The 25,571-nt window shown below is 73.2% G+C and carries 25 protein-coding genes, 1 tRNA gene and 1 pseudogene; 12 read left to right on the top strand and 15 right to left on the bottom strand.

Annotation, left to right across the window (positions count from 1 at the left end; all coding sequences use genetic code 11):
- Positions 1 to 15: 15 nt before the first annotated feature.
- The gene (locus ACFWBN_RS12455) at positions 16 to 831 is read right to left on the bottom strand and encodes an SDR family oxidoreductase (protein WP_385174833.1); all 816 of its coding nucleotides are present in this window, start codon (positions 829 to 831) and stop codon (positions 16 to 18) included.
- A gap of 84 nt (positions 832 to 915) precedes the next feature.
- Here ACFWBN_RS12455 and ACFWBN_RS12450 point away from each other — a divergent pair, with 84 nt between their 5' ends.
- Both ACFWBN_RS12450 and ACFWBN_RS12445 read left to right on the top strand, forming a co-directional pair.
- On the top strand, positions 916 to 1,494 hold the full coding sequence (locus ACFWBN_RS12450; protein WP_385174829.1) for a TetR/AcrR family transcriptional regulator: 579 nt from the start codon (positions 916 to 918) through the stop codon (positions 1,492 to 1,494).
- Positions 1,495 to 1,578: 84 nt separating this feature from the next.
- Positions 1,579 to 2,163: a hypothetical protein gene (locus tag ACFWBN_RS12445; RefSeq protein WP_385174826.1), complete on the top strand. Its 585-nt coding sequence runs from the start codon at positions 1,579 to 1,581 to the stop codon at positions 2,161 to 2,163.
- Here ACFWBN_RS12445 and ACFWBN_RS12440 read toward each other — a convergent pair.
- Positions 2,160 to 2,981 carry an NAD(P)H-binding protein gene (locus ACFWBN_RS12440; protein WP_385174823.1) on the bottom strand — a complete coding sequence of 274 codons (822 nt, stop codon included), beginning with the start codon at positions 2,979 to 2,981 and terminating at the stop codon, positions 2,160 to 2,162. The genes ACFWBN_RS12445 and ACFWBN_RS12440 overlap by 4 nt on opposite strands.
- Positions 2,982 to 3,104: 123 nt before the next feature.
- Here ACFWBN_RS12440 and ACFWBN_RS12435 point away from each other — a divergent pair, with 123 nt between their 5' ends.
- Entirely contained in the window at positions 3,105 to 3,605 is a 501-nt protein-coding gene (locus ACFWBN_RS12435) for a MarR family winged helix-turn-helix transcriptional regulator (RefSeq protein WP_385174821.1), read from the top strand.
- 107 nt (positions 3,606 to 3,712) lie between these two features.
- Here the strand turns inward: ACFWBN_RS12435 and ACFWBN_RS12430 are convergent, their stop codons facing one another.
- The 6 genes from ACFWBN_RS12430 to ACFWBN_RS12405 all read right to left on the bottom strand — a co-directional run bounded on the left by ACFWBN_RS12430 (position 3,713) and on the right by ACFWBN_RS12405 (position 7,881).
- On the bottom strand, positions 3,713 to 4,009 hold the full coding sequence (locus tag ACFWBN_RS12430; protein ID WP_385174818.1) for a DUF3303 family protein: 297 nt from the start codon (positions 4,007 to 4,009) through the stop codon (positions 3,713 to 3,715).
- A 105-nt stretch (positions 4,010 to 4,114) separates the two neighbouring features.
- A complete protein-coding gene (locus ACFWBN_RS12425; protein ID WP_385174815.1) occupies positions 4,115 to 4,777 on the bottom strand; it encodes an NADPH-dependent F420 reductase in 663 nt (220 codons plus the stop codon).
- A gap of 33 nt (positions 4,778 to 4,810) precedes the next feature.
- Positions 4,811 to 5,452 (bottom strand): disulfide bond formation protein B, encoded by a 642-nt coding sequence (locus ACFWBN_RS12420; RefSeq protein WP_385174812.1) that lies wholly within the window; start codon positions 5,450 to 5,452, stop codon positions 4,811 to 4,813.
- Between the two features lie 11 nt (positions 5,453 to 5,463).
- The gene (locus ACFWBN_RS12415) at positions 5,464 to 5,628 is read right to left on the bottom strand and encodes a DUF5993 family protein (protein WP_385174809.1); all 165 of its coding nucleotides are present in this window, start codon (positions 5,626 to 5,628) and stop codon (positions 5,464 to 5,466) included.
- Positions 5,629 to 5,696: 68 nt separating this feature from the next.
- Positions 5,697 to 7,085: a sensor histidine kinase gene (locus ACFWBN_RS12410; protein WP_385174807.1), complete on the bottom strand. Its 1,389-nt coding sequence runs from the start codon at positions 7,083 to 7,085 to the stop codon at positions 5,697 to 5,699.
- Positions 7,086 to 7,194: 109 nt separating this feature from the next.
- Positions 7,195 to 7,881 carry a response regulator transcription factor gene (locus tag ACFWBN_RS12405; RefSeq protein ID WP_385174804.1) on the bottom strand — a complete coding sequence of 229 codons (687 nt, stop codon included), beginning with the start codon at positions 7,879 to 7,881 and terminating at the stop codon, positions 7,195 to 7,197.
- Between the two features lie 79 nt (positions 7,882 to 7,960).
- Between ACFWBN_RS12405 and ACFWBN_RS12400 the strand changes: the two genes are divergently transcribed.
- On the top strand, positions 7,961 to 8,491 hold the full coding sequence (locus ACFWBN_RS12400; RefSeq protein WP_385174801.1) for a hypothetical protein: 531 nt from the start codon (positions 7,961 to 7,963) through the stop codon (positions 8,489 to 8,491).
- A gap of 10 nt (positions 8,492 to 8,501) precedes the next feature.
- Here ACFWBN_RS12400 and ACFWBN_RS12395 read toward each other — a convergent pair whose 3' ends face one another.
- The 3 genes from ACFWBN_RS12395 to ACFWBN_RS12385 all read right to left on the bottom strand — a co-directional run bounded on the left by ACFWBN_RS12395 (position 8,502) and on the right by ACFWBN_RS12385 (position 10,610).
- Complete coding sequence (locus tag ACFWBN_RS12395; RefSeq protein ID WP_385174798.1) at positions 8,502 to 9,134, bottom strand: class I SAM-dependent methyltransferase; 633 nt, start codon at positions 9,132 to 9,134, stop codon at positions 8,502 to 8,504.
- Between the two features lie 139 nt (positions 9,135 to 9,273).
- Positions 9,274 to 10,161, bottom strand: coding sequence for a spermidine synthase (locus ACFWBN_RS12390; RefSeq protein WP_385174795.1), 888 nt, complete (start codon positions 10,159 to 10,161; stop codon positions 9,274 to 9,276).
- 35 nt (positions 10,162 to 10,196) lie between these two features.
- Positions 10,197 to 10,610, bottom strand: a complete 414-nt coding sequence (locus ACFWBN_RS12385) for a hypothetical protein (RefSeq protein ID WP_385174792.1) — start codon at positions 10,608 to 10,610, stop codon at positions 10,197 to 10,199.
- A 255-nt stretch (positions 10,611 to 10,865) separates the two neighbouring features.
- Here ACFWBN_RS12385 and ACFWBN_RS12380 point away from each other — a divergent pair, with 255 nt between their 5' ends.
- Positions 10,866 to 12,173 (top strand): tetratricopeptide repeat protein, encoded by a 1,308-nt coding sequence (locus tag ACFWBN_RS12380; RefSeq protein WP_385174789.1) that lies wholly within the window; start codon positions 10,866 to 10,868, stop codon positions 12,171 to 12,173.
- A 216-nt stretch (positions 12,174 to 12,389) separates the two neighbouring features.
- Here ACFWBN_RS12380 and ACFWBN_RS12375 read toward each other — a convergent pair whose 3' ends face one another.
- Positions 12,390 to 12,986, bottom strand: coding sequence for a histidine phosphatase family protein (locus ACFWBN_RS12375; protein ID WP_385174786.1), 597 nt, complete (start codon positions 12,984 to 12,986; stop codon positions 12,390 to 12,392).
- A gap of 147 nt (positions 12,987 to 13,133) precedes the next feature.
- Here ACFWBN_RS12375 and ACFWBN_RS12370 point away from each other — a divergent pair, with 147 nt between their 5' ends.
- From ACFWBN_RS12370 to ACFWBN_RS12345, 6 genes and pseudogenes are all read left to right on the top strand, one after another.
- Positions 13,134 to 14,303: a hypothetical protein gene (locus ACFWBN_RS12370; protein ID WP_385174782.1), complete on the top strand. Its 1,170-nt coding sequence runs from the start codon at positions 13,134 to 13,136 to the stop codon at positions 14,301 to 14,303.
- Positions 14,291 to 15,862 (top strand): hypothetical protein, encoded by a 1,572-nt coding sequence (locus tag ACFWBN_RS12365; RefSeq protein WP_385174779.1) that lies wholly within the window; start codon positions 14,291 to 14,293, stop codon positions 15,860 to 15,862. Before ACFWBN_RS12370 ends, ACFWBN_RS12365 begins: the two co-directional genes overlap by 13 nt.
- Entirely contained in the window at positions 15,859 to 17,193 is a 1,335-nt protein-coding gene (locus ACFWBN_RS12360) for an AAA domain-containing protein (RefSeq protein ID WP_385174776.1), read from the top strand. Before ACFWBN_RS12365 ends, ACFWBN_RS12360 begins: the two co-directional genes overlap by 4 nt.
- A 114-nt stretch (positions 17,194 to 17,307) precedes the next feature.
- Positions 17,308 to 17,646, top strand: coding sequence for a hypothetical protein (locus ACFWBN_RS12355; RefSeq protein WP_385174773.1), 339 nt, complete (start codon positions 17,308 to 17,310; stop codon positions 17,644 to 17,646).
- A gap of 429 nt (positions 17,647 to 18,075) precedes the next feature.
- Positions 18,076 to 18,649: pseudogene (locus tag ACFWBN_RS12350) on the top strand (bifunctional DNA primase/polymerase).
- Positions 18,640 to 18,713: transfer RNA gene (locus ACFWBN_RS12345), tRNA-Lys, on the top strand. The pseudogene ACFWBN_RS12350 and the gene ACFWBN_RS12345 overlap by 10 nt, the downstream one beginning before the upstream one ends.
- Positions 18,714 to 18,790: 77 nt before the next feature.
- Here ACFWBN_RS12345 and ACFWBN_RS12340 read toward each other — a convergent pair.
- Positions 18,791 to 20,026 carry a M6 family metalloprotease domain-containing protein gene (locus ACFWBN_RS12340; protein WP_385174770.1) on the bottom strand — a complete coding sequence of 412 codons (1,236 nt, stop codon included), beginning with the start codon at positions 20,024 to 20,026 and terminating at the stop codon, positions 18,791 to 18,793.
- 346 nt (positions 20,027 to 20,372) lie between these two features.
- On the opposite strand from ACFWBN_RS12340, the gene ACFWBN_RS12335 reads away from it, so the two are divergent.
- Positions 20,373 to 22,313 carry a putative bifunctional diguanylate cyclase/phosphodiesterase gene (locus ACFWBN_RS12335; protein ID WP_385174767.1) on the top strand — a complete coding sequence of 647 codons (1,941 nt, stop codon included), beginning with the start codon at positions 20,373 to 20,375 and terminating at the stop codon, positions 22,311 to 22,313.
- A gap of 68 nt (positions 22,314 to 22,381) precedes the next feature.
- Here the strand turns inward: ACFWBN_RS12335 and ACFWBN_RS12330 are convergent, their stop codons facing one another.
- Both ACFWBN_RS12330 and ACFWBN_RS12325 read right to left on the bottom strand, forming a co-directional pair.
- Positions 22,382 to 24,079 carry a glycosyl hydrolase family 18 protein gene (locus ACFWBN_RS12330; protein ID WP_385174764.1) on the bottom strand — a complete coding sequence of 566 codons (1,698 nt, stop codon included), beginning with the start codon at positions 24,077 to 24,079 and terminating at the stop codon, positions 22,382 to 22,384.
- A gap of 255 nt (positions 24,080 to 24,334) precedes the next feature.
- Positions 24,335 to 25,447 carry an LLM class flavin-dependent oxidoreductase gene (locus tag ACFWBN_RS12325; RefSeq protein ID WP_385174761.1) on the bottom strand — a complete coding sequence of 371 codons (1,113 nt, stop codon included), beginning with the start codon at positions 25,445 to 25,447 and terminating at the stop codon, positions 24,335 to 24,337.
- Positions 25,448 to 25,571: the final 124 nt, after the last annotated feature.

Raw genomic sequence — 25,571 nt, 5'->3', positions numbered from 1 at the left:
GGGGCGCGGCGGCGGTCAGCGGAAGGCCGGGGCGGAGCGTGCCGCCCAGTCGGCGAAGGGCCGGGGAGGGCGGCCGAGTATCCGCTCCACCGCGGGGCTCGGCGCCCGTTCGGCCGGCAGGGGTGCACCGAGGATCGCAAGGGTGCCCTCCACGACGGGCTCGGGCATGAAGGCCGACATCTGGGCGCGGGCCTCCTCGCGGGTCTGCTCGACGAACCGCACGGGCTCGCCCAGGGCCGCGCCCATCGCCGCTGCCCGCTCCCGCGGGGTGGTCAGGGCAGGTCCGGTGAGCTCGTAGGTCCTGCCGGTGTGGCCGGGTTCGCGCAGGACGGCGGCCGCGACCTCGGCGACGTCCGCCGGGTCGACGGTCGGCAGCCCGATGTCCGCGAAGGGTGCGGTGGCCGTGCGCCGCGTACGGATCGTCTCGGCCCAGGCGAAGGCGTTGGAGTTCAGGCCGCCGGAACGCAGGACCGTCCAGTCCAGGCCGGACCGGCGGACGGCCGCCTCGAACCCGGCGGGGTGCCGGTAGACCTCGGGGCGGGTGCCGACGCCTTGGGAGGAGAGCAGAACGACCCGTCCGACCCCGGCCGCCCGTGCCCGGTCGAGGATGCCCTGGGGGTCATCGCCGGCGACGAGCAGGAACAACGCGTCCGCGCCTTCGAGAGCGGGCCGCAGCCCCTCCGGTACGCCGAGGTCGGCCTGATGGTGGCGAACCCCGTCGGGCACTTCCGCGGGCCCCCTGGACACGGCGGTCACCTGCTCGCCCGCCGCGACCAGGATCCGCACGAGCTCCCGTCCGACATTGCCCGTCGCACCCGTCACCACGATCACGGCTCCCCCTGAAATTAGTTAGTTAGCTGGCTGACTCACTTCTGACCATAGCCGCCCGCCACCCATCCGTCTACAGTCAGTCAGGTGACTGACTCAAAGAAGGCCCGGCGGACGTCCGGCAAGCGGGAGCGGCTGGCGGCCGCCGCGGCCCAGGTGCTCCACGAGCAGGGCATCGCCCAGACCACGCTCGCGGACATCGCCCAGGCGGCGGACGTCCCGGTGGGCAACGTCTACTACTACTTCAAGACCAAGGACCAGCTCGTCGAGGCCGCGATCGACGCCCACGCCCAGAACCTCCGGGGCCTGATCGACGCGCTCGACGGACTCCCCGCCCCACAGGACCGGTTGAAGGCCCTGGTGAACGGCTGGGCCGAACAGCGCGACCTCACGGCCCGGTACGGCTGCCCCACCGGCACCCTCGCCTCGGAACTCGACAAGCGCGCCGACGGACTCGACCAGTCCATCGCCCAGGTCATGCGGGTCCTGCTCGACTGGACCGAACTGCAGTTCCGCGCGATGGGCCGCACCGACGCCCGCGAACTCGCGGTCGCCCTGCTCGCCGCCTACCAGGGCATCTCGCTGCTCACCAACACCTTCCGCGACCCGGACCTCATGACCACCGAAGCCCGCCGCCTAGAGCTCTGGATCGACTCCCTCACCTAGGGGGTGGGCACCCCGTCATCTCGGGGTCGCCTCGGGGCGGGTACCCGATGCCGTTCAGGGCGCCGCACTCATAGCGTCATGGCCATGACCACACCCCGCACCGCCTTCCTCGCCGCCCCCGCCCTGATGGGCGCCTACGGCCTGATCCGCATCGCCGACGGCCTCGACGGCGACCACGGCCCCGGGGTCGCATGGACCGCCGGCCACCTGTGCTTCCTGGCCGGGCTGGCGTTCTTCGTCCAGGGCTTCGCCGCGATGCGCACGATGGCCGGCCGCAACCGGCTGTCCACCGCGGGGTTCTGGACCGCCACGGCCGGGGCGGTCACACTCGGCGGGCAGTTCCTCATCGACATCGCGGTCGGGTTCGCCTCGGCCGACCGAGCCGAGATGCAGGAGCTCTTCGCCCGCATCCAGGACACGCCCGGCATGCTTCCGGTGTTCTACGACTTCGGCCCGCTGCTGTTCTTCGTCGCCCAGCTGGTCCTGGCCGTCCAGCTCGCCTCGCGCCGCATCCTCAAGCCCTGGGCCCCCGTTCTGATGCTCGCCGGCACCGCCCTTCCGCTCGTCGACAAGGACCTCATCCCGGTCACGGCGGTGCTCCTCCTGATCTCCTTCGCCCCTCTCTATCGCGGCCGTCCGAGCCCCCGCCCGGAAACCGCGTCGGCCTAGACGCCGAACGCGTCGGCGTGGTCCGCCACCCAGGTCTCGAAGGTGCGGGCCGGGTGGCCGGTGAGGTGTTCCACAGCGCCGGTGACCTCGACCGGGAGGCCGTCCGATGAGGCCCAGTAATCGAGCAGGGCGTCGGCATAGGGGCCGGGTATGTAGCCGTCGACCTCGGACTTCCACTGCTCGGCGGAGACCGCCTCGAAGGGTAGGGGCCGGCCGAGGACCTGGCCGAGTATCGCGAGCTGGGTCGCGAACGTCAGCGACTGCGGGCCGGTCAGGGTGTAGGCGCGCCCGCCGAGGGCGGGGTCGGTGAGGACGGCGTAGGCGGCCTCCGCGAGATCGGCCTCGTGGACGGGATCGCAGTAGGCGCCGGGGTAGGGCAGGCGGACCGGGCGGCCGGACTTCAGTGACCAGGCCCAGCCGAGGGCGTTGCTCGCGAAGGACCCGGGGCGCAGCAGGGTGGTGCGCAGCGGGGAGGCCGACAGGGCCTGCTCGACGGCGAGATGGGACGCGGACAGCGGGCTGTCGGCGGCGCCGGGGGCGAGCACCGAGGAGGAGGACAGGAGCACGACGTGCTCCACCCCGGCGGTGACGGCCTCCTTGACGAAGGCGTCGATTCCGGCGGCCTCGGCGTAGAGGAAGACGGAGCGGACGCCCTCCAGGGCGCCGGCGAAGGTCGCCGGATCGGAGAGGTCGCAGTGGACGGTATCGGCGCGGTCCGGCTCGCGGGAGGCGAGGCGGTGCGCGATGCCGTGGGAGGTGAGGAGGATGGAGAGTCCGCGGGCAACGGCACCGCGGCCGCCGGTGACGAGGATCGACATGGCGAGCGAGTCCTTCTTTCTGTTCTGGGTTGCCCAAATTCTGGCTACGATGGATACGTGGCACAGATTCTGCGTTGCACATTCTCTGCGCCACACAGATAAATTTGGAGCATGGAGAAGCCGATGTCAACCGATTCCCCTCGTACGGGTGATGAGTGGAGCCGCGCCGAGCTGCTCGCCCGCATCGTCACCGAGAGCCAGCGGCACTACGCCGACTACTCGCTCTTCAACCAGGCCATGGCCGACCACGTCGGCCTGCACCCCACCGACATGCAGTGCGTCGCCCTCCTCGACATGGAGCCCGAACCCGTCAGCACCGGCGACATCGCCCGCCTCACCGGCCTGACCTCCGGCTCCGCCACGCGCCTCGTCGACCGCATGGTCAAGGCGGGCGTCGTCGAGCGGCACGCCGACCCCCACGACCGCCGCCGCTCCCTCGTCTCCCTCTCCCCCGAGGCCCGCACGCGCATCGGCGCCGCCTGGGACACCCCCGGCCGGGCCTTCGGAGCCGTGCTGGAGAGCTACTCCGACTCCGAACTCGCCGTCATCGCCGACTACCTGCACCGCGCCGCCGAGGTCGGCCGGGCCCAGGCCAAGCGGCTGACCTCGGGCGAAAGCGACTGAACGGGGCCCCAAAAGGACGAGGCCCGGGCCCACATCCCGGCCCGGGCCCGCCCCGCAGCCCTCGCGGCCCCGCCGCCCCCGCCGCCCCCGCCACCCCCGGCGGCTTCCTACGAGGACTGCAACGCCCCCAGCGCCTTCGCCAGCTCCTCGGGCCGCATCACCGGACCGACCTCGATCTCGGCGTTGAAATCCTGGAACAGCTCCCACGTCAGCGACGGCATCATCGCGCTGTCCTGCAGGTCGAAGACGATCCAGCAGGAGCGCACGCCCTCGTGCAGCCCGAAGTACGCCGCCTCCGGCTTCACCTTGTCCATCAGGTTCTTCACCGCCGCCGGCAGGGACCCGGTCTTGATGCCCTCGTTGGTGGCGGCCGTGTCGAAATGCGCCCTGAGCATGACTCTCATGCGTGACTCCTTCCGTCACGGCCACCCTGGGCGGGGCCGCCGGACGGGGCAACATCTCCGCCACCGTCCGGGCGGCGGCCGTACGGGGAGCCCCGCGAGGAGGTACTACGCGCCCTGGATGTGGAAGTTGAAGTCCGTGTGCCCGAGGCTGCCCATCAGCCGGAGCCACACGGGGAGCATCATCTCGGTCCCCCGGGCCGTCTCGATGCCGCCGAGGTCGAGGATGCTCCGCTCCGGCCAGCCGAAGGAGTGGAGCAGCTCCCGTACGGCCTTCTTCGCGTCCGCGTCCTCGCCCGACAGGAAGACGTGGTGCTCACCGACGACCCGCGCCGGCTCGACCATGATCCGGCAGTTCATCGTGTTCAGCGTCTTGACCACCCGTAGCCCCGGGAAGGTGCGCTGGATCAGCTCGCCCAGGCTGTCGGTGTCCACCGGGTCCAGGCTCGGCGGGAACCCCCGCGAGAAGTCCAGCGGGTTCGCCACGTCGATCAGGACCTTGCCGTCCAGGTGCGCCGCGTCCGCCACCGTCAGGGCCTCGATGCTGACCTGCCCGCCGGTGGCGTTGACCAGGGTGTCGCCGTCCCGCGCGGCCTCCGCGAAGGCGGCGAGCCGCACCTGGCGCTGCCCCGCCTGCCACTCGGCGTACTCGGCGCGCCCTGCGGTCGCCCCCGGGTCCCGGGTGCCGATGATCACCTCGTGGCCCAGGGAGGCGAGCCGGGCGGCCAGCGTGCGGCCGACGATCCCGGTGCCGAGGACTGCGTAGCGCATGCCTGATTCCTTCCGCTCGCCGGAGAGGCCCGGCTAGTCCAGGATTCCCACGTCGTAGAAGAATTGATACCGCGTCGGATCGTCCGGCAGGAACCAGTGGAAGCCCTCCTCGAAGAAGACGGCCACGACGTTGACGGCGATGACGAGCCCCAGGAACCACAGCGCGAGCATCCCCGCCGTCCGCAGCGGCCCGGGCCCGGTCGCCGGCACGGAACGGTCCGCCGTCTGGTGGGCGAAGGCCAGGGCGATGCCGACCGCGACCACCGAGGCCTGGAAGAGGATCCAGGCCCACACGTACAGGTGCAGGCCGAAGACCTCGCTCCCGTACCCCTTGTCGCCGGGCAGGACGTGCAGCATCGTCTGCCGCCACGAGGCGAAGGAGCCCGCGATCACCGCGACGAGGGACAGGCCCCAGCCCATCATGTAGTCGCGGCCGGTCACCACGCCGTGCCACAGGGCCGTCCGGACGATGTACGCGGCGCCCATCGCCGCCAGCAGCATGAACATCCGCTGCACGATGCAGAGCGGGCACGGGTACTCCCACAGCCCGAACTGGTAGAAGAGGCCGCCGCAGACCACGCCCGTCCAGCCGATGGCGAAGACGCAGGCGAACCAGTACTGGCCGCGCCCGAGCAACCCGCCCGTCGGTGCCTCCTCCGGGAGGAGGCTGTGCATGACGGCCACCGTCAGTAGCTCAAGGTCAGGGCGAGGCTGCTGGCGATGTGGTGCGCCATCAGCAGGATCACGGCGAGCAGCATCACCCACCACGCTCCGAGCACGACCATCCGGGACGACTCCCGGTACATGGCGATCAGCGTGGCGAGGAGGCCGCCGAAGATGAGGGTGTCCATGCCGCGGACCGTACCGATCCACGGACATACCGCCCGCGAGGCGCGCCCCCGGCCCCCGCCCCGTTACGTCAGTTGCTGCGCCGCTTGCGCCGGCCGCGCCGGGTCCGGACCCCGCCCGAGCCGCCCCGGGTCCGGCCGTCCAGGCCGATCCAGACCCGCACCTCGGTCCCGCCGAGCACCGAGCGCCCCAGCCGTAGGTCGCCGCCGGTCGACTCGGCGACCCGGCGCACGATGTCCAGGCCGAGGCCCGTCGAGCCGTCGCGGGCGCCGTCGTTGCCGCGGCGCAGGGCGGCGTCCGGGTCCGCGATGCCGGGGCCCGCGTCGGAGACGAGCACGATGACCGCGTCCGAGGCGTCGTGCACGTCCACCGCGAAGGGGGTGCCCTCGGGGGTGTGCCGGAAGACGTTGCCGAGCATGGCGTCGAGGGCGGCGGCCAGTTCGGGCCGCGCCACGGGGATCCGTACGGTGCGGTCCACGCCCGCGAGCCGCACCTCGCGGCCCTCGTCCTCCGCCAGCGCCGACCAGAAGGCCATCCGGTCGCGGATCACCTCGGAGGCGTCGCAGCCGGCGCCCGCGCCCGCGCCGGTCAGGCCGGTGGCCGGGCGCTGTTCGCGGGCCGTACGGATGATCGTGTCGACCTCCCGCTCCAGCTGCTCCACGGCCGCCCGGGTCTGCTCGGCGGCCGGGCCGTCCCCGAGCGAGGCCGTGTTGAGCCGCAGCACCGTCAGCGGCGTCCGCAGCCGGTGCGACAGGTCGGCGGCCAGCTCCCGCTCGTTGGCGAGGAGTTCCACGACCTGGTCCGCCATCGCGTTGAACGCGACGGCCGCCGAGCGGAGTTCCTTCGGTCCTGCCTCCGGTACCCGGGCCCCCAGCCGGCCCTCGCCCAGCTGGTGCGCGGCGTCCGCGAGCCTCTCGGCCGGCCGGACCAGCCGTGCGCCGAGCCGGTCGGCGACCGCCACCGAGCCGACGATGAGCGCCAGACCGACGCCCGCGAGCACCAGCCAGGCGGTCGTGACGCCGTTGCTGACCTCGCTCTCCGGTACGTAGACCTCCACGACGGCGATGTCCCCGGACCCGAGCGCGATCGGCTGGAGCAGCGCCGAGCCGCCGCCCGCCACCGAGGCCGTCGTGGCCCGCCCCATCCGCCGGGTCTCGGCGACGGCGCGCTCGCCCGCACGGCCCTCGCCGATGTCCACCGGCGCGCTGCCGCCGATCGCGGGCACGTGGACGGCCATCCGCCGGGCCGCGCCCATCTGCGTGGACTCCACGGCCTTGCGCAGCTGCACCGGATCGGTGGTGATCGACAGGGTCGGCCCGATGGTGGCGGCCTGCCGTTCCGCGTTGGAGAACGCGCGGTCGCTGGCCATCTCCTTGACGACGAGCCCGAGCGGCACCGCGAAGGCCACGACCACCATGACCGTGACCGCGAGGCACACCTTGACCAGCGCCCACCTCATCTCCTGTGGCTCGCTCCGCCGCGGCAGCGGCTGTTGTCACGGTCGCCCGCGCGGCGCACCACTGCGGCCATCGCGGTCGTCTGCGGCCCGGTGGCCGCGCGTGCGACGCTCACTGGGGCGGCTCCAGCTTGACGCCCACACCCCGCAGCGTGTGCAGGTAGCGCGGTCGGGCGGCGGTCTCGCCGAGCTTGCGGCGCAGCCAGGACAGGTGGACGTCGATGGTCTGGTCGTCCCCGTACGACTGCTGCCAGACCTCGGCGAGCAGCTCGCGCCGGGCCACGACCACCCCGGGCCGCCCGGCCAGGAAGGCCAGCAGGTCGAACTCCCGGCGCGTGAGGTCCAGCACGGTCCCGTCGAGCTCGGCCTGGCGGCGCAGCGGGTCGATGGCCAGCCCGCCGACGTGCAGGACGCGCGAGGGGGGCTCGGCCGCGGCGGCCTGGGAGCGGCGCAGGACGGCGGCCATCCGGGCGGAGAGGTGCTCGACGGAGAAAGGTTTGGTCAGGTAGTCGTCGGCGCCGTCGTTGAGCAGCCGGACGATCTCCGTCTCGTCGTCGCGCGCGGTCGCGATGATCACGGGTACGTCGGTGATGCCGCGCAGCATCTTGAGCGCCTCCGACCCGTCGAGGTCGGGCAGCCCGAGGTCGAGGATGACCACGTCGAAGCGGTGGTGGGCGACCTCGCGCAGGGCCTCCAGGGCGGTCCCGACGCTCCGCACGGTGTGCGAGGCCTCGGTCAGGTGCCGGATGAGGGCGGAACGTACGAACTGGTCGTCCTCGACCACGAGCACACTTGCCATGGCCCGCACCGTAGCCCATTCGGGGGACCGGGGGAGGGGCCGAGCGGCTCTTGTGGCAGGTGGTGCAGTATGTCCCCTGATGCTTCGAGGACTTGTACATGCCGTGGCTTGGACGCTGGCGACCGGGGCGGCGGTGACGCTGTCCTGGTGGGGCGTGCACACCGTCATGTCGGGCACGGCCTACGATCCGCCGCTCGCGGTGCCGCTGGCCGGGCAGCCGCTGTCCTCCTCGACCCACCGCGCGCAGCTCGCGGAATCGCCGTCGCCCGCGCCGTCGGCCTCCCCCAGCCCCTCCGCCTCGCCGTCCGCGGGGCCCTCGCCCGCCAAGCCCTCGCAGAAGGCCTCGCCCAGCCCCCGCGCGAGTCAGCCGACGGACGACGGGGACCAGGGCAACGTGAAGGCCTACCCCGTCTCCGGCGGACGGGTCGTCTTCTCCCTCGGGGCGTCCTCGGCCGAGCTGGTCTCCGCGACCCCGGCGGCCGGCTGGCGGATGCAGGTGTGGAAGCAGGACTACTGGATCCGGGTCACCTTCACCAAGGACGGCCGCGAGGTGTCGGCGTTCTGCACCTGGCACGACCACCCGCCGGTGGTGGAGATCGTCGACCCCTAAGCGCGGGGCGTCAGCCGGTCGCCGGGACCGTGCCCACCAGCACGAACTCGTTGTACGGGAAGACCTTGCCCATGGTGCGGGGGAAGGGGAAGGAGTAGGTGCGCCGCACCGAGACCCCGGCCTTGCCCGCGTGGCTGCGCAGCTCCTCGAAGCCGACCCACCGGACGTGGGTGGCGTCGGTGCGGTAGCCGACCTCCTGCGGGGTGATCAGGACGAGGGAGCCGCCCGGCTTCACCAGCGGAAGGTACTGCTCCAGCAGCGCGGCCGCGGTCTCCTCGTCGACGTGCTCCAGCACGTGCGCGACCAGCATGCTGTCGAAGGACCCGGGCCCGCAGTCCGGAGCGGCGGCCAGCTCGTCGGGCGTGTAGGCCGTCAGTCCGCGCTCGCGGCAGGTCTGCACCGAGTGCGGGTTGTGGTCGACACCGACGCTCTCGGGCCCGCAGTTCAGCAGGTTGCGTCCGATTCCGCAGCCGACGTCCAGGACCCGGCCCAGCTGCAGCCGCTGCAGGTTCCACCGGTACGGCGCCTGCGTCGGCAGCAGCCGCTTGATCCCGGACTGTTCCAGTCGGGCGAGCCGACGCGTGTAGTCCGAGCCGGCGGTGCTGGGGGTGGGCGCACCGGGGGTGGCGGGGGAATCAGACATGGGCTTTGCCGTCTCCTGAACGCTTACGTGAGAAGGGAGCGATCCCTCTCAGGGAACCACAGGCTACGCAGCCCCGGCTCCCACCGGGAGACCTGGGCGGTCTTTGCCCGCCGGCCCCGCGATGTCCCGCGCCGGCCGGCTACCGGAAGACCGAGGGCGGCGGCTGCGGCGAGGCCACCGCCGAGGCGTCGGCGACCGGCGCCGCGCCGCCCGCGAAGTCCGCCAGGGCCCGGCCGTGCTCGACCCGGCCCGGGTGCGGATCGCTCGCGACCCGGCGGGTGAACTCCGCCACGGGCAGCTCGCGGTCAGCGGCCACCAGGACCGCGTTGCCGAAGCGTTTCCCCCGCCACACCACGGGATCGGCCGCCAGCGCCAGCTCCGTGAACCGGGACGCGGCCGTCGCGATCTGCCCCCGCAGGTGCGCGAGCGGCGGACCGTCCGCGAGGTTGGCCACGTACCACCCGGTGGGCGCCAGGGCACGGCGTACGTCGTCGAGGAACTCGGTGCTCGTCAGGTGCGCCGGGGTGCGCGCGCCGCTGAACACGTCCGCGATCACCAGGTCCGCCCAGCCGTCCGGCACCTTGGCCAGGCCGGCCCGCGCGTCCACGGCCCGGACCCGGACCCGCGCCTGCGGATCCAGCGGCAGGTGTTCCCGTACGAAGGCCACCAGCGCGGCGTCGATCTCCACGATCTGCTGGGTGGAGCGGGGGCGGGTGGCGGCCGTGTAGCGGGCGAGGGTGAAGGCGCCGCCGCCCAGGTGCACCACGTTCAGCGGCTGCCGGGCGGGGGCGACGAGGTCGATGAGGTGGCCGATCCGCCGCTGGTACGCGAAGTCCAGGTACCCGGGGTCGGCCAGGTCGACGTGCGACTGCGGGGCACCGTCGATCAGCAGGGTCCAGGCGTCGGCGCGCTCCCGGTCCGGCTCCAGCTCCGCCCGGCCGCCGCCCACCTGCCCGACGACCGGTTCGGCGGCGCCGCGTCCGCGCTGCTGCTGCCTGCTGCCCTTGCCTCTGTCCTTGCCTGCCACGACCCCATTGTCGCCGGTCAGCGGCGGTCGCCCGGTCAGCGGCAGTTGTCGGCGGCCTCGATCAGCCGGGCCGCCTCGCCCAGCGCCGCCCGCAGCACCTCGGGGTCGGTGACCGGCCCGACGGCCTCCGGCGGGAGCAGCCAGCCCGTGGCGCCGGCGGTCGGCGAGACCGCGTCGCCGAAACGCATCCCGCGCCCGTTGGTCTGCGTACACGCGCTGCCCGGCAGGTCCCAGGCGTCGGCGGTGCCGGGCGGGACGAGGAAGCCGAGGGTGCCGCCGGAACCGTCGTGCAGGACCGGGCCGACCCCGCCGGCCTGGCTGGCGGCCCGGCGGATGATGTCCACCGCCTCCAGCCCCTGCCGGGCGGGCACGGTCACGAGGTCCAGGTCCAATTCCGGGGCCGGGGCCGCGCCGGGCGCGGGCGCGGTGTTCGTTCCAGTGCTCTCCATGCCGCCCTCCACCAAGGGAACCCCTCCTCGATCCGTATCCGCATGGGTTCAACGCACGGGAACGTCAACGGGTGCGGCGGCAAGACGCTGCAAAGGATGGCAGTTCATGGCGGATGGCGGGTGAGATATCCGTTTTGTAGCCAAACACCGCATGAACAAGCCCTCGCTGGCGGTACGTTCATGCGCGCCGGACCCCAGCTTCGCATCACATGTCACAGCCCCGGCACTGCGTTCCTTGCCAGAGAGGCCACGTCCATGGCGGCGTCCCCCCACTCACCCAACTCCACGTTCCGGCGGCTGCGCGGGCAGCACTCCCCGGCCGAGTTCGCGGCGCTGGTGCGCCGGGCGGCGAAGGAGATCGGCGAAACGGTTTCCTGCGACGCGCGCTACATCGGCCGGGTCGAGTCCGGCGAGATCCGCTGCCCCAACTACGCCTACGAGCGGGTCTTCCTCCACATGTTCCCCGGCCGCACCCTGGCCGACCTGGGGTTCTCGCCGCGCGAGGCCGTCCGCGGCCGCTCGGCGCAGCTCACCAGCCGTTCCGGTTCCGGTACCAGCTTCAAGGAGAGCGACGTGCTGCGTCGCGCGTTCATGGCGGGCGGCTCCGCGACCGTGGCGGCCGCGACGCTCAGCCTCACCCTGCTCGGCGACACCCGCCGGCTCCCCTCCCGCGCCGGCGAGTCCGAGGCCGCGGCCGTCGAGGACGCCGTACGCCAGATCCGGCTCCTGGACGACCGGCACGGGGCCGACGCCCTCTACCGCAAGGCCGCCGAACCCCTGCGCACCGCCTACGCCCTGCTCGACGCGGGGGCCACCCGGCAGTCCACCGAGGACCGGCTGCACGCGGGCGCCGGCGAACTGGCCGTCTCGGTCGGCTGGCTGGCCCACGACTCCGGCCGCTTCGAGGACGCCCGCTCGCACTACGCGGAGGCCCTCGCCACGGCCCGGGTGTCGGGGGACGCGGGCCTGGAGGCGCACGCGTTCAGCAACATGGCGTTCCTGGCGCGGGACTGCGGCCGCTCGCGCGAGGCCGTACGGGCGGCCCAGGCGGGCCGCCGCGCCGCCCGCTCGCTGGGTTCCCCGCGGCTGCTCTCCCTGCTGGCGCTCCGGGAGGCGGGGGGCTGGGCGGGCCTGGCCGACCGCAAGGCCTGCGAGGAGGCGCTGACCCGGGCCCACACGGAGTTCTCCCGGGGGGAGGCGGGCGCGGACCCCGAGTGGATGTCCTTCTTCGGCGAGGCCGAGCTGGAATCCCTGGAGGCCAGGTGCTGGGCGACCCTCGGCGAGCACGCCCGCGCGGCCCGGCACGCCCGCCGGGCCGCCGACCTGCAGGATCCGCACTTCGCCCGGAACGTGGCCCTCTACACCGCCGAGCTGGCCGGTAACCTGGCCCGTGCGGGAGCCCCCGACGAAGCCGCGTGGGCCGGCGGGCGGGTGCTGGACCTCCTGGCCGAGGTCCAGTCCACGCGGATCCGCTCGATGCTGTCGGAAACGGCCCGCACGCTGGTTCCGCACCAGCGGTCGCCCCGGGTCGGGGCCTTCCTGACCCGGCACGCCACGGTCTGAGGCCGCGCGCCGCTGTTGGGGCTCCGCCCCAAACCCCGCGCCTCAAACGCCGGCGGGGCTGGATGTGGCCTGGGTCCAGCCGTCGGGTGCGGCGCCGCTGCTGGGGCTCCGCCCCAGACCCCGCGCCTCAAACGCCGGCGGGGCTGATTTTGGCTCAGCTGCGCTGCACAGTGCCGGCCAAGACCAGCCCCGCCTGCGTTTGAGGCGCAGGCCCGGCTATACGTCCAGGTGCCCCGTGTCGTTCCAGCGCTCCAGTGCCGGCGCCCCGTACGCCCAGCCGAGGACCGAGAGCGAGGTGGGGTCGAGGCGGATCCGGGCTCCGAAGGAGGCCTCGAAGCCGAGCCAGCGCGCGGCCAGCGTGCGGAGGATGTGCCCGTGGGCGAAGACCAGGACGTCGCGCTCCGCCGAGCGGGCCCACGCGACGACCTCGTCCGCGCGCGCCGCGACATCGGCGACGGACTCGCCGCCCGGAACCCCGTCGCGCCAGATCAGCCAGCCGGGGCGGACCGCCTGGATCTCGGCCGGGGTCATGCCCTCGTAGTCGCCGTAGTCCCACTCCATGAGCAGGTGCCACGGATCGGCCTGGGCGCCGAAGCCCGCCAGGTCGCAGCTCTCGCTCGCGCGCACCAGCGGGCTGGTGCGGACCTCGACACCCGGCAGGCCCTTCCACGGATCGCGGGCCAGCCGCTCGCCGAGCAGCTTCGCGCCCTGCTTGCCCTCCTCCAGCAGGGGCACGTCCGTGCGCCCGGTGTGCTTGCCGAGCTGGGACCACGCCGTCTGGCCGTGGCGGGCCAGCAGGATGCGGGGGGCCATGTAGTTTCTCCCGGTCCATGAGAGTTCGTGCTGTTTATGGTGGTTGAGTCGCCCGTCCATCATCCATCACATGAACACCAGCCCGCCCCGCGACCGCTTTCCTGTGTAAGTCCACGATTGTCAGTGGCGGATGGGACACTTCCGCCCGTGAGCTCCTACCCGCCCAGCAGCCCCGCGCAGCCGACGGCGCCGCCGACGACACTGCGGCAGCGGCTCGCAGGCCTGCGCGGCCCCGCCGTGCCGCCCCGCCCGCTCGACGCCCGGGCGCTGGCGGCCCTCGCCGCCAACCCCGGCTGCGGCAGACGCGCCCTGCTCGACGGCGCCGGCGTGGACAAGACCGCCCTCGCCTCGGCCCTCGGCTCCCCCGCCTCCTTCGGGCAGTCGCAGTTCGCCATCGTCCGCGGGAACTCCTTCGAGGCCAAGGTCAAGGGCGACGGCGGAGCCGAACTGCTCCGGCTGGTCCACGGACACCTCGACCCCGCCGCCGAGCCCCCCGGCCCCGACGCCCGCGTCCCCGACCTGGCCGCCGCCGGGCCCGAGGGCCGCGCCGCGCGGACCGCGCTCGCCCTGCGCGAGGCCACCGCCGCCGGGCGGGAAGCCGGGGCCTGGACCCTGCTGGACCACCCGATGCTGGCCCTGGAGGTGGCCGGCTCCCCCGCCTACCTGGAGCCGGACGCCGTCGTCGTGCATCCCGACGGCCGCTGGACCGTCGTGGAGATCAAGTCCTTCCCGATGATCGACGGCGCGGCCGACGCCGCGAAGGTGGGCGCCGCCGCCCGCCAGGCCGCCGTCTACGTCCTCGCCCTGGAGAAGACCGCCGAGAAGCTGACCGGCGCCGAGGTCGGGCACACCGTCCTGCTGGTCTGCCCCAAGGACTTCTCCAACCTGCCCACCGCCTCGCCCGTCGACGTCCGCCGCGAGCGCTCCGTGACCCGGCGCCAGCTCGACCGGCTGACGCGGGTCGAGGAGCTGGCCGCGGCGCTGCCCGAGGGCCTCAGCTTCGACCCGTCGCGGACCGCCGATGAACTGGCCGAGGCGGTCGCCGCCGTGGACGCCTCCTACGCACCCGAGTGCCTGGCCGCCTGCGAACTGGCCTTCCACTGCCGGGACCGGGCCCGCGCCGCCGACGAGGTGACCGCGCTGGGCCGTTCCGTACGGGGCGAGCTGGGCGCGCTGACCACCGTCGAGGCCGCCCTCGCGGCGGCCGCCGGGCACGGCCCCGCCGACGATCCCACCGCGGCGGCACTGCACCACGCGGCCCGGCTGCGCACCGAGGCGCTGGGCCTGGCGGCGGAGGCTAGCGCATGTCCCTCCTGAGCACCCTGGCCCGGCTGCAGGCCCTCAAGTCGGGCCGCGCCCAGCCGCTCGCGACCGTACGGCACCGGCATCTGAGCGAGCGCCCGCTGGTCTTCGTACCGCTGACGACGGCGGGCGAGGCCGGGGCCCCGCTGGGCGCCCTCGTCGGCACGGATCCGCAGGAGCCCCGGCTGCTGGTCGTGCCGCAGCCGCGCGACCGGAATCTGCGCTGGTCCTTCCTGGCCGACCTCGCGGACGAGGTCCTGCCGTACGTGGACGCCTACGGCGACGAGGTCGAGCTCGTGGAGCGCAGCGAGGCCGACCCGGAGACGGGCAGGAAGGTCAAGGTCGAGGCCGAACTGTGCCTGGACGCACCGCAGCTGATCGTGCCGAGCCGGGCGGGCATCGAGTACGTACGGCTGCTCGGCCGGTCGATGCGGTTCCGGCGGACGGCCGAGGAGGATCCGGAGAATCCGTATCCGGCGCCCGCGCGGGTGCCGATGCTGGGGCGCTGGTTCACGCACCTCGCCGAGCGCTCCCGCGTACCCGGGTCCTCGATGCTGCTGTCGGCGACGGACCTGCTGTCCCGGCACTGGGCCACCGGCCAGAGCAATCTGGAGGACCAGCACCTGGGGGCGCTCCTGGCGTGGATAAGCCCGCCGGAGGGCGCGTCCGGCGCGGAGGCGGCCCTGCGCGCCGAGCTCGCCCGGGACCGGGACGGCTCGCTGCTGGTCCCGCCCGCCGGTCCGGCCACCGATCCGGCCTTCGACAACAAGCTGCTGGCCCCGGCCGTGGCCCGGTACGACGCCGCGCGCTCCGCGGACCCCCGCAACGAGCGCGTGCTCGAACGTGCCGACGCCGAAGTACGGGCCCTCGTCGCGGCGCAGATGCGGCCCACCTGGGACGCGGTGTGGCGCTCCGTCGACCTGCTCCGCGCCCTCCCGCCCGGCGAGCGGGCCGAGGAGCGCTGGACCCGCGACCGCTGGTCCTACACCGGCCACCGGGACCGCGTACGGGCGGGCGAGCCGCCGCAGCCGCGCCGGGACGACGTGGTGACGGCGGCGCAGAAGCTGGCCACGCGGGAGACCGAGCAGGTGCGGCTCGACGCCCAGGAGGCGCTGGACGACCCCCTCGTCATGGCGGGCCGGCGGCTGGCGGGCGAGGCCTTCGCCGGCGAGGTCACCGAGGTGGTGATGGAGTGGACGGAGTCGAAGCGGCCGAGCCCCCGCCCGCTGGTGACGGTCGCGACGGAGGACCGGCCGCAGCTCGCCGAGGACGGCGGCGGGAAGGTCTACCGCTCGCTGGACGGACGTCCGCAGAGCGCGCAGTTCGTACGCTTCGAGGAGGACGGCGGGCTGGTGCTGCGCCTGCTGGACAAGATGGGCCGCGGCCGGGACCCGGAGCCCGGCTCGGTGCCGGAGAAGGGCGACCGGGTGTGCTGGACGCTCTTCGAGCACGACGCGCGCGGCGGCCCGAAGCTCCCGGACCGGGAGCAGACCCCGTGGACGCACGGGGGCCCGCCCGGATCCGCCACCGCCACCCCGCTGCCCGACGCCGTGACCGACGAGGACCTCCTGTGACCGCGCTCTTCGACCCGGGGGCCGCTGCCGCCGAGGCGACCGCCGCCATCCTGCACGACACGCTGCACGGGACCGAGCGGGGCGTGGTCGTCGACTCCCCGCCCGGGGCCGGGAAGTCCACGCTCGTCGTGCGGGCGGCCCGGGAGCTGGCCGCGGCCGGGCGCCGGCTGATGGTGGTCGCGCAGACCAACGCGCAGGTCGACGACCTGGTGCTGCGGCTCGCCGACAAGGACCCGGAGCTGAAGGTCGGCCGGCTGCACAGCAGCGAGGGGGACGCGTACGACCCCGCCCTGCGGGACCTCCCCTCGGTCACCCTCTCGGCCAAGCCCGGAGACCTGGCCGAACTCCCCATCACCATCTCCACGGCGGCGAAGTGGGCCTTCGTCAAGGACGTCGAGCCGTGGGAGCACGCCATCGTCGACGAGGCCTACCAGATGCGCTCCGACGCGCTGCTGGCCGTGGCCGGGCTGTTCGACCGGGCGCTGTTCGTGGGCGACCCGGGGCAGCTGGACCCCTTCAGCGTGGTCGGGGCGGAGCAGTGGGCGGGCCTGTCCTACGACCCCTCCGCCTCGGCGGTGAGCACCCTGCTCGCCCACAACCCGCAGCTGCCGCAGCACCGGCTGCCGGTGTCCTGGCGGCTCCCGGCGACGGCGGCGCCGCTGGTCTCCCGCGCGTTCTACCCGTACACACAGTTCCGCAGCGGTACGGGTCCGGGCGAGCGGCGGCTGTCGTACGGGGTCCCCTCGGACGGGTCGGGCCCCGACCGGGTGCTGGACGAGGCCGCCGAGTCGGGCTGGGGCCTACTGGAGCTGCCCGCGCGGCACACCCCGCGCACCGACCCGGAGGCGGTGCGCGCGGTGGCCCTGGTCGTCCGCCGCGCGCTGGACCGCGGGGCGGTCACCAGCGACGAGCAGTCCCCGGACGCGTCCCCCCTGACGCCCGACCGCATCGCCGTCGGCACCGCCCACCGCGACCAGGCGGCCGCGGTCCGCGCGGCACTGGCCTCGCTCGGGGTCGCGGGGGTCACGGTGGACACCGCGAACCGGCTGCAGGGCCGCGAGTACGACCTGACGGTGGTGCTCCACCCGCTGTCGGGCCGCCCGGACGCGACGGCCTTCCACCTGGAGACGGGCCGCCTGTGCGTCCTGGCCTCCCGGCACCGGCACGCGTGCGTGGTGGTGGCCCGGGCGGGCATAGCGGAACTCCTGGACGACCACCCCTCGACGGAGCCGGTCCAGCTGGGCGTGACGGTGAAGTTTCCGGACGGCTGGGAGGCCAACCACGCGGTGCTGGCCCACCTCGCCGAACACCGCGTGCCCTGGCGGCCCTGAGGGTGTCGCTCCCGCTTGCGGGCGATCCCCCGTGCGCCGCTGTGCGGTCTTGCGCGGCGTTGGACAATGGACGGTGGCCCGGAAGCATTTCGTACGCGCAGCAGGAGGACACGCATGGCAGAGCCCGAGCGGAGGCTGCGGCCCGCGCCGCTGCTCTTCGAGCCGTCGGAGGCCGCCACGGACCCGGAGCACTTCTTCGACCTGGAGTCGATAGAGGACCCGCAGGAGCTGCTGGCCCGGGCGACCGAGCTGACGCTGGCCTTCCGGGCGGCGCAGGAGCGGGCGGTGGAGTTCCAGGCGCTGGCCGCGGCGCAGCTGGCGGATCCGCGGCGGTTCGACCGGTTGTCGCCGGGGGCGATCGCCGAGCAGGCGGAATGGACAGAGGACTACGCCCGCAAGATGATCGAATTCGGCGAGTCCCTCCAGCGGGGCGCGGGCCCGGACGCCGACTAACCCTTGGCCTCCGGCGGGGTGCGGGTTGCCGCTGCGCGGGGCTTCCCCCACCCCACCCCTTCCCGAAACTGGGGGCTCCGCCCCCAGCCCCCCGTCGGGGGCTCCGCCCCCGGACCCCCGCGCCTCAAACGCCGGCGAGGCTTGATGTTGGCGGTTTCGGTGGGGCCGGGTGTGCGGTGGGGCGCCCCCGCAGGGCGCCGAACACAACAAGGCCGCCACTCTCCGACCCCTGGTCACGTTCGGCGCCCGAGGAGGTGCCCCGCCGCGCGCCCGGCCCCGCCGGAACCGCCCCAGCTCGGCCTGGGCTGCGGTGGCCAAGCGCAGCGGATTGGCATATGCGGGGCGCAACATACCCCACCCCGGCCCGCCCTGTCCCGGTTTCCGGTAACTCCTGGAAACCGGAACGTTACGCCCGGTAGACCTGGATGCATGACGACCTGCCCCGCCCTCGATGTGCGCACCGCGTCCGCCACCCACGTCACCCCGCAGGGTGCCGCCTGGCTCGCCTCGGCCTCCGCGCATCCGGAGCGCACCCTCACCCTGTGGCAGGCCCAGCCCGGCTCGCCGGCCGTGCTGCCCTGCGGGAGCGCCTTCGACGTCGTCAACGTCCCGCTCGTCCTCGGGCGGCGCCTCCTGGACCTGCTCTGGGCCGACGGCCCCGGTTCCGGCCCGGTCGCCGTGCACCGCGGCCGGATGCTGCTCTTCGCCGCCACCGGCACCGCTCACCGGCTGCCCGCCCTGCTGGCGTGGGAGGAGTGGGGAGGGTCCCGTACCGTCCCGGCGCCGCTGTGCCACGGGCTCGGCGACGCCGTCACCGTGCCGCCGCTGGCCGGGACCCCGGGCCCGTCCCGCTGGCTGGTGGCCCCTGACGCCCGCGCGCCGTGGCTGCCCGGGCCCGAGGCCCTGCTCTGGGCGTTCGTCCGCGCCGCCCGAGCTGCGGATATCGATTTTTCGTTCCGCGGATCCGGATGCTAATGTCTACGACGTCAGCAAGCGCCGCTAGCTCAGTTGGTTAGAGCAGCTGACTCTTAATCAGCGGGTCCGGGGTTCGAGTCCCTGGCGGCGCACAGACAAGAGAAGGCCCCCACTCGTCAGAGTGGGGGCCTTCTTCGTGTCCCGGCACCGTGTCCCGGCACCGTCCCGCCTACGTCGTGATCTTCACCGTGTACGCGCCCGACTGGGTCCGGTCCGCCACCTCGATGGTGATCCGCTCCCCCGGCACGGTGAACGTCTCGCCCACCTCCAGCGGCGCGTCCGCGAGCGGCGGGTACACCGAGCGGTCCCAGCAGGCCTCCGTCGCCGGATGCGCGTCCAGCACCTCGATCGGACCGCCGCCCGAGGCCGCCTCGTTGCGCACCCGGTAGACCAGGACCCCTTCCGTGCAGGTGTCCCCGTCGTTGCCCGATGAGCCCCGCGCCTCGACGGCGATCGCGCTGCCGGGGCCCGTGCGGATCACCGCGAGCCGGGTCCCGCCCGTGCCGCCGTTCGGCGGGGTCTCCGCCAGCGGCAGGAGGGTGTGCAGCGAGGAGCCCGACTGCACGCAGTCCACCTGCCCGGAGTCCAGCCAGCCCAGCTTCCACTTGTGCCAGGCGAAGAGGTCGGGGGCCATCCCGAACTGGCTGCCCATGACGTCCCAGTCCCCGACGTACGTGTCCCAGTCGCCCTTGCCGTCCGTCGGCCGGTGGTAGAGGTCGGGCAGGTCGAAGACGTGCCCGGTCTCGTGGGCGAGCACGTTGCGGTCCGGCGGGTGCCGCTCGAAGACGGTGACGATCCGCCGCAGGTCGGTGCCGTCGGCGCGGATCGGGCGGTCGAAGTTGACGACCTTCGTGGCATCGGAGTCCACGCCCGGCGCGTCCGGATCGGCGACGAAGTAGACGACGTCGTACCGGCTGAAGTCCACCGCGGCGTCGGCGGTGGTGACCGCGTCCCGCAGGTACGCCGCCCGGTCCTCGGGGGCCCAGTCGCGCTGTATCCCGTACGCGGTGGACGGCTTGGGCATCCGGATCCACTGCTTCTGCGGGTGCGGCGCCAGGCGGAAGCGCCCGTACGAGGCCCGCTCGAAGAAGTCGCTGGTGGCGGGGAAGTAGTCGCCCGCGATCTGGCTGGGCGTGAGGGTGGTCCGGTGGTCCGGGAAGGAGAGGAAGACCATGACCGCGTTGAGGGTGCGCACGGGCCGCGGGTAGGCGCCGTTCCAGCTGTCGAGGCCCAGGGAGTGGTGGGCCGCGGTACGGGTCAGCGCGCACGGCCCGGCTCCGGGAACGGCCACCGCGGGCCCCGCGACGAGCGACATGGCGGCGAGCGCCGTCAGGGAAGTGAGCGCTGCAGCCGTACTTCGGATGCGGGAGCGTTCCACTCCCCCGGGTGTCTGCTGTCGCGGCACATCGACCTCCGGTGGTGGATTCGTACCTGTTCATCCACCTTGGGGCGATTGTCTTACTAATGCCCTGTTCCGCTGCCCCACACGAGTGAGCGATACGGCAAGCCGGTGACCCCCGGACTTCACGCGCCTGCCTACAGAACGTCACGACCGATCACCCGAGATCAGCAGGGGTCTCCGCGTGCTCACAGCCGCGCAGAAACGATCACGCGATCTTGGACGGGCAATCCGTCATCACGCCGAACTCCCGCGTCCCGCGCGGCGACGCCGCTGGATAGGGCCTCCCGGCAGCCTCTATGATCGGCACACTTTCCTGCACGGACACTCACGAGCACTGCGGGAGCCAACGGTGAGCGGAACCTCAGAGGGAACCGGTTCGGCGGCCGACAGCATCCGATCGGCCATTACGGAGCGTCACCCAGCAGTGCCGGCAGGGGCATCCCTGTCGCGCGCCGAATCCGATCTGCGCGACTACAAGGCCGCCTTCAACGCGGCCCACCTCGCCATGGCCGTCGTCGACCGCGACGGCTATGTCGTCGCCGCCAACCAGGCCTTCGCCGGACTGCTGGGCACCGAGCCGCACGCACTGGTCCACCGGTGCGCCGCCGACCTGGTGGACCTGGCCGCGGAGGCCCGCACCTGGGCCGCGTACCAGGAGGTGCTGCGCGGGCGCCAGGCCCGGCTGCGCTGCACCCGACGCCTCAAACACCCCGACGGCCATTCGCTGTGGACGGAGGTGACGCTGGGGCCGGTGCCCGGGACCGGCGAAGTCCTGCTGTCCGTCGCCGACATCAGCGACCGGCGCGACCTCCAGGCGCGGCTGCGCCACCTCCAGATGCACGACCCGGTGACCCGGCTGCCCAACCGGGCGCTGTTCTTCGAGCGGCTCTCCGCCGCCCTGGAGGCCTCCTCGTACGAACACGGGGGCGGCACCGGCCGGATCGGGCTGTGCTACCTGGACCTCGACGGGTTCAAGGCGGTCAACGACACCCTCGGCCACCGGGTCGGCGACCGGCTGCTGGCCGCCGTCGCGGCCCGGCTGACCCAGTGCGCCGACCAGTCCGGATACGGGCGCACGGGCGGGCACCTGGTGGCACGGCTCGGCGGCGACGAGTTCGCCCTGCTGGTCGAGGACTCCTCCGGCACCGAGCAGCTCGCCGACCTGGCGCGGAGCGTACTGGCCGCCGTACAGGAGCCGTTCGACCTGGCCGGGCAGCGGCTGTCGGTCTCCGCCTCGATCGGGGTGGTGGAGCGGGCCGTGGCCGGCACCTCGGCGACCTGTCTGATGCAGGCCGCCGACACGACCCTGTACTGGGCCAAGGCGGACGGCAAGGCGCGCTGGACCCTCTTCGACCCGGAGCGCAACGCGCACCGCATGACCCGGCAGGCGCTCTCCTCGACGCTGCGGCCTGCCGTGGAGCGCGGGGAGTTCGCGCTGGAGTACCAGCCGCTGGTGGACCTGGAGAGCGGCGCGCTGCGCGGGGTCGAGGCGCTGGTGCGCTGGAACCACCCGCAGTTCGGCACGTTGACGCCGAATCGGTTCATCGGGATCGCCGAAGAGGACGGTTCCATCGTCCAGTTGGGGCAGTGGGTGCTGCGCACGGCCTGCCGGCAGGCGCGGCGATGGCAGATCGAGCAGCCCAGCGACGCCCCGGTCTTCGTGTCCGTCAACGTCGCGGTGCGGCAGGTGTGGGACTCGGACCTGGTGGGCGACGTCGCGGAGATCCTCGCCGAGACGGGGCTGGCTCCGCAGCTGCTCCAGCTGGAGCTGACCGAGTCGGCCGTGATGGGCTCGGCGGGCCGGCCGCTCCAGGCCCTCCAGGCGCTGAGCGACATGGGCGTGCGGATCGCGATCGACGACTTCGGCACCGGGTACTCGAACCTCGCCTACCTCAGCCGGCTGCCGGTCTCGGTGCTGAAGCTGGACGGCTCCTTCGTACGGGGCTTCCGCTACGAGGAGGGCACGCACCCGAACCCGGCGGACGAGACCATCGTCGAGGCGCTGGTCCAGCTCGCGCACCGGCTGGGGCTGACGGTGACGGCGGAGTGCGTGGAGACCGCCGGGCAGGCGGCCCGGCTGCGGCGGGTCGGCTGCGACACCGGGCAGGGGTGGCTGTACTCCCGGGCGGTGGCCCCGGACGTGATCGCCCGCATGATCGCCCGCCAGGTCGCCGCGACCGCCGCCTCCGCGGCACCGCCAGCGGCGCCGGCCTCCGCCCCCGCTGCCGGATCCGCATCCGCATCCGCATCCACCGGACAGGACGGGCCCGCCCCGCACCCCCTCGTCTGAGCACACGGCCGCCCCCGGCCTCCGGAGAGGACGGGGGCGGCCGGCGCTCGGCGCGGGGTGGGGGGAGATCAGCAGGCGCCGAGGTCCTTCCAGACACCCCATTCACCGGTGGTCCCCGGCGTCTCGTTCTGCGTCCACCACTGGGCCTTCCACTTGTGCCCGCTGTGGGAGACCTCGTTGCCGGCCGTGTAGATCGTGCCCGCGACGTACGCCGGGGTCGTACCGCAGCCGGTGGGCGGCTGGGTCGTCGGCGGCGTGGTGGTCGGAGGCGTCGTGGTCGGCGGGGTGGTCGTCGGAGGCGTGGTGACCGGCGGCTGCGTGGCTCCGCCGAGGGCGTCCGAGATCTGGTTCAGCAGCGTGGTGTTGGCGTCCAGGCCGAGCAGGGAGTACATCATCGCGCCGGCCAGGCCGCGCTGCTTGCCGTAGTCGACCCGGGCCTGGATGGACTTCTGGTTCAGGCCGGTGAAGAACTCGCCGTCCTTGTAGAAGTACGAGGCCTTGGCCTGGTCGTCCCAGAAGGTCGTCGCGGGGTTGTCGACGATCCCGCCGAGCTCCTTGTACATCGCGATGCCGGCCTGCTGGCTGGTGGGCCGGGCACCCGAGGCGCCGGTGGCGGTCTGGGCGAGGCCGTTGGCGGTGCCCGCGGGCACGCCCTTCCAGCCGCGGTAGTAGAACTCGTAGCCCAGGGTCAGCTTGTTGGCGGGGAAGCCGCCCGCGATGCCGTAGGCCGCGTTGCCGTCGATCCAGGAGTCGATCGCGTTGTCGATGCTGTACTTCTGGGTGCCCGGCGCGATCGGGTCGGTCGGGTCGGCCGCCGAGGGCTGGAGCGGGGACTGGTGGTACGTCGGCCCGTCGCCGTCCCAGGCGCCGTGCATGTCGTACGTCATGATGTTCGCGTAGTCGAGGTACGCGCCGATCTTGTCCGTCTCGATGTACTTGATCTTGTCCTGGCCGGCCGGGAGGGCCGAGGTCAGCAGGTACTTCTTGCCGCCGTTGGCCTGGCCGTAGGCGTCGAGCTGCTCGCGGAACTCCTTGAGCAGGAGCGTGAAGTTCTGCTTGTCCTCGGGGGCGTAGTGGTTGCCCAGGTGGCCGCCGGACGAGCCCGGGTACTCCCAGTCGATGTCGATGCCGTCGAAGATGCCGGCCGCGGTGCCCGCGCCGCCGTATCCGCCCTCGACCGGCAGGTTGCCCTTGATGTACTGGTCGATGCAGGAGGAGACGAGCTTCTTGCGGGAGGCGTCGGTCTTCGCCGCGTCGCTGAAGTACTTCGAGTAGGTCCAGCCGCCCAGCGAGATGTTGATCTTCAGCTGCGGGTACTTGGCCTTGAGCTGCTTGAACTGGTTGAAGACGCCGACGATCGGCTGGTCCCACTTGTCGGCGACCCCGCTGACGCTGTCGGCCGCGCTGAAGGACTTCTGGTAGTCGGCGTACGAGTCGCCCGCGCCGTCACCGGCGTTGGGGTTGTTGTCGTCGCCCGCCGCCTTGTTCGCCTCGAAACAGGTGAGGTTGGTGGGGTGGATGTTGCCGAACGAGTAATTGATGACGTCCAGCTTGCCCGCTATGCCGCGGGTGTCGAGGTGCTTGGGGTAAAAGGCGTTCCCGTACACGCTCCACTGGTCGTAGTAGGCGATGCGGACGCCGCCGGCCGCGGCGGTCGCCGAGGCGTCCGCGGCCTGGGCCGTGCCGAGCCCCGCGAGGGAGGCGAGCGCTCCGGCTGCCAGCGCGGCGGTGGCGGCGGCCGCGATGAGGGGTTTACGGATGTGCATGAGCTGTCTCCGTGGGGGTGGGAGGGGAGAGCAACAAGTCCAGGTGGGAGAAGTGATAGCGATCACCGCCCGCCCCAGTCAATGGTTTGGACCAAAGAAGGACTAGACCACTCCCGGCGTAAATGCCCTCGTCAGAGACCTGAGCGCACATCAGAAACCGCCCGCCACCCCGGGTGACGAGCGGTTTAAGGGTGCCCTAAGACATCCCGCGGCAAGGTTTCGGCAACAAACCAGCCGAACCCCGTTCGCATGCGGTCAAGCAGCGGCAGGAGCCTCCACCGGCAGTCCGTACGCATCTGCGATGAGACCGTAGGAGTGCAATCTGGCGGTGCCGCTGTGGGCGTTGGCGGTCAGCATCAGCTCGTCCGCACCCGTCCGCTTGGCGAGCTCGTCGAGCCCCGTGCGCACCTCGTCGGGGGTGCCGTGGACGATGTTCGCGAGCCAGCCGTCCACGAACTCCCGCTCCATCGGGGAGAAGGGGTACGCCGCCGCCTCCTCCGGCGTCGGGATCAGCCCGGGCCGCCCGCTGCGCAGGCGCAGCATCGACAGCGCGCCCGTGAGCACCTGGGCGCGGGCCTCCGCTTCGGTGTCGGCGGCGAGTGCCGCGACCCCGATGACGGCGTACGGGGCGTCCAGGACGGCCGAGGGGCGGAAGCTCTGCCGGTAGAGGTCGAGCGCGGGCAGGGTGCCGGCCGCCGAGAAGTGGTGGGCGTAGGCGAAGGGCAGCCCGAGCTCGCCGGCGAGGCGGGCGCTGAAGCCGGAGGAGCCGAGCAGCCACAGCGGCGGCCGCCCGGCGGGCCCCTGCACCGGGCCCGGTACGGCGTGCACGCGGGCGTACGGGTGCCCGTCGGGGAAGTCGTCGTCGAGGAAGCGGGTGAGCTCCGCGAGCCGCCGGGGGAACTCGTCCGCGGCCTCGTCCAGCCGCCCGGGCCCGCGCAGCGCGGCGGCCGTGCGCCCGTCGGTGCCGGGGGCCCGGCCGAGCCCGAGGTCGATCCGGCCCGGGGCGAGCGCCTCCAGGGTGCCGAACTGCTCGGCGACGGCGAGCGGGGCGTGGTTGGGCAGCATGACCCCGCCCGAGCCGAGCCGGATGCGGGAGGTGTGCGCGGCGAGGTGGGCGAGGATCACGGCCGGGGAGGAGCTGGCGACCCCGGGCATGGAGTGGTGCTCGGCTACCCAGTGGCGGTGGTAGCCGCGGGACTCGGCGAGCCGGGCTATGTCCACGCTGGTGCGCAGGGAGGCGTGGGCGGTGCTGCCGGCGCCCACGGTGACGAGGTCCAGGACCGAGAGCGGTACCGGTGCCCGGCCCCTCGCGGTGCCGCGGATCCCGTCGCGGCCCTCCTGCCGATGCCCGTCCCCGGTGTCACTCATCGTCGCTCCCGTCTCGGTTCCCATCCGTACGAAGACTTCGAACCGTGGGCGGGCCCCGGGCATTCCCGGCACACCGGGGCGGTGCGCGTGACCATGGCATATGCCAGAGGAGTAGGTCCTGGCA

Origin of the sequence: Streptomyces sp. NPDC059989 (genome assembly GCF_042736975.1) — a bacterium.
Lineage (GTDB): Bacteria > Actinomycetota > Actinomycetes > Streptomycetales > Streptomycetaceae > Streptomyces.
This window is presented reverse-complemented; position numbering and strand designations above follow the sequence as displayed.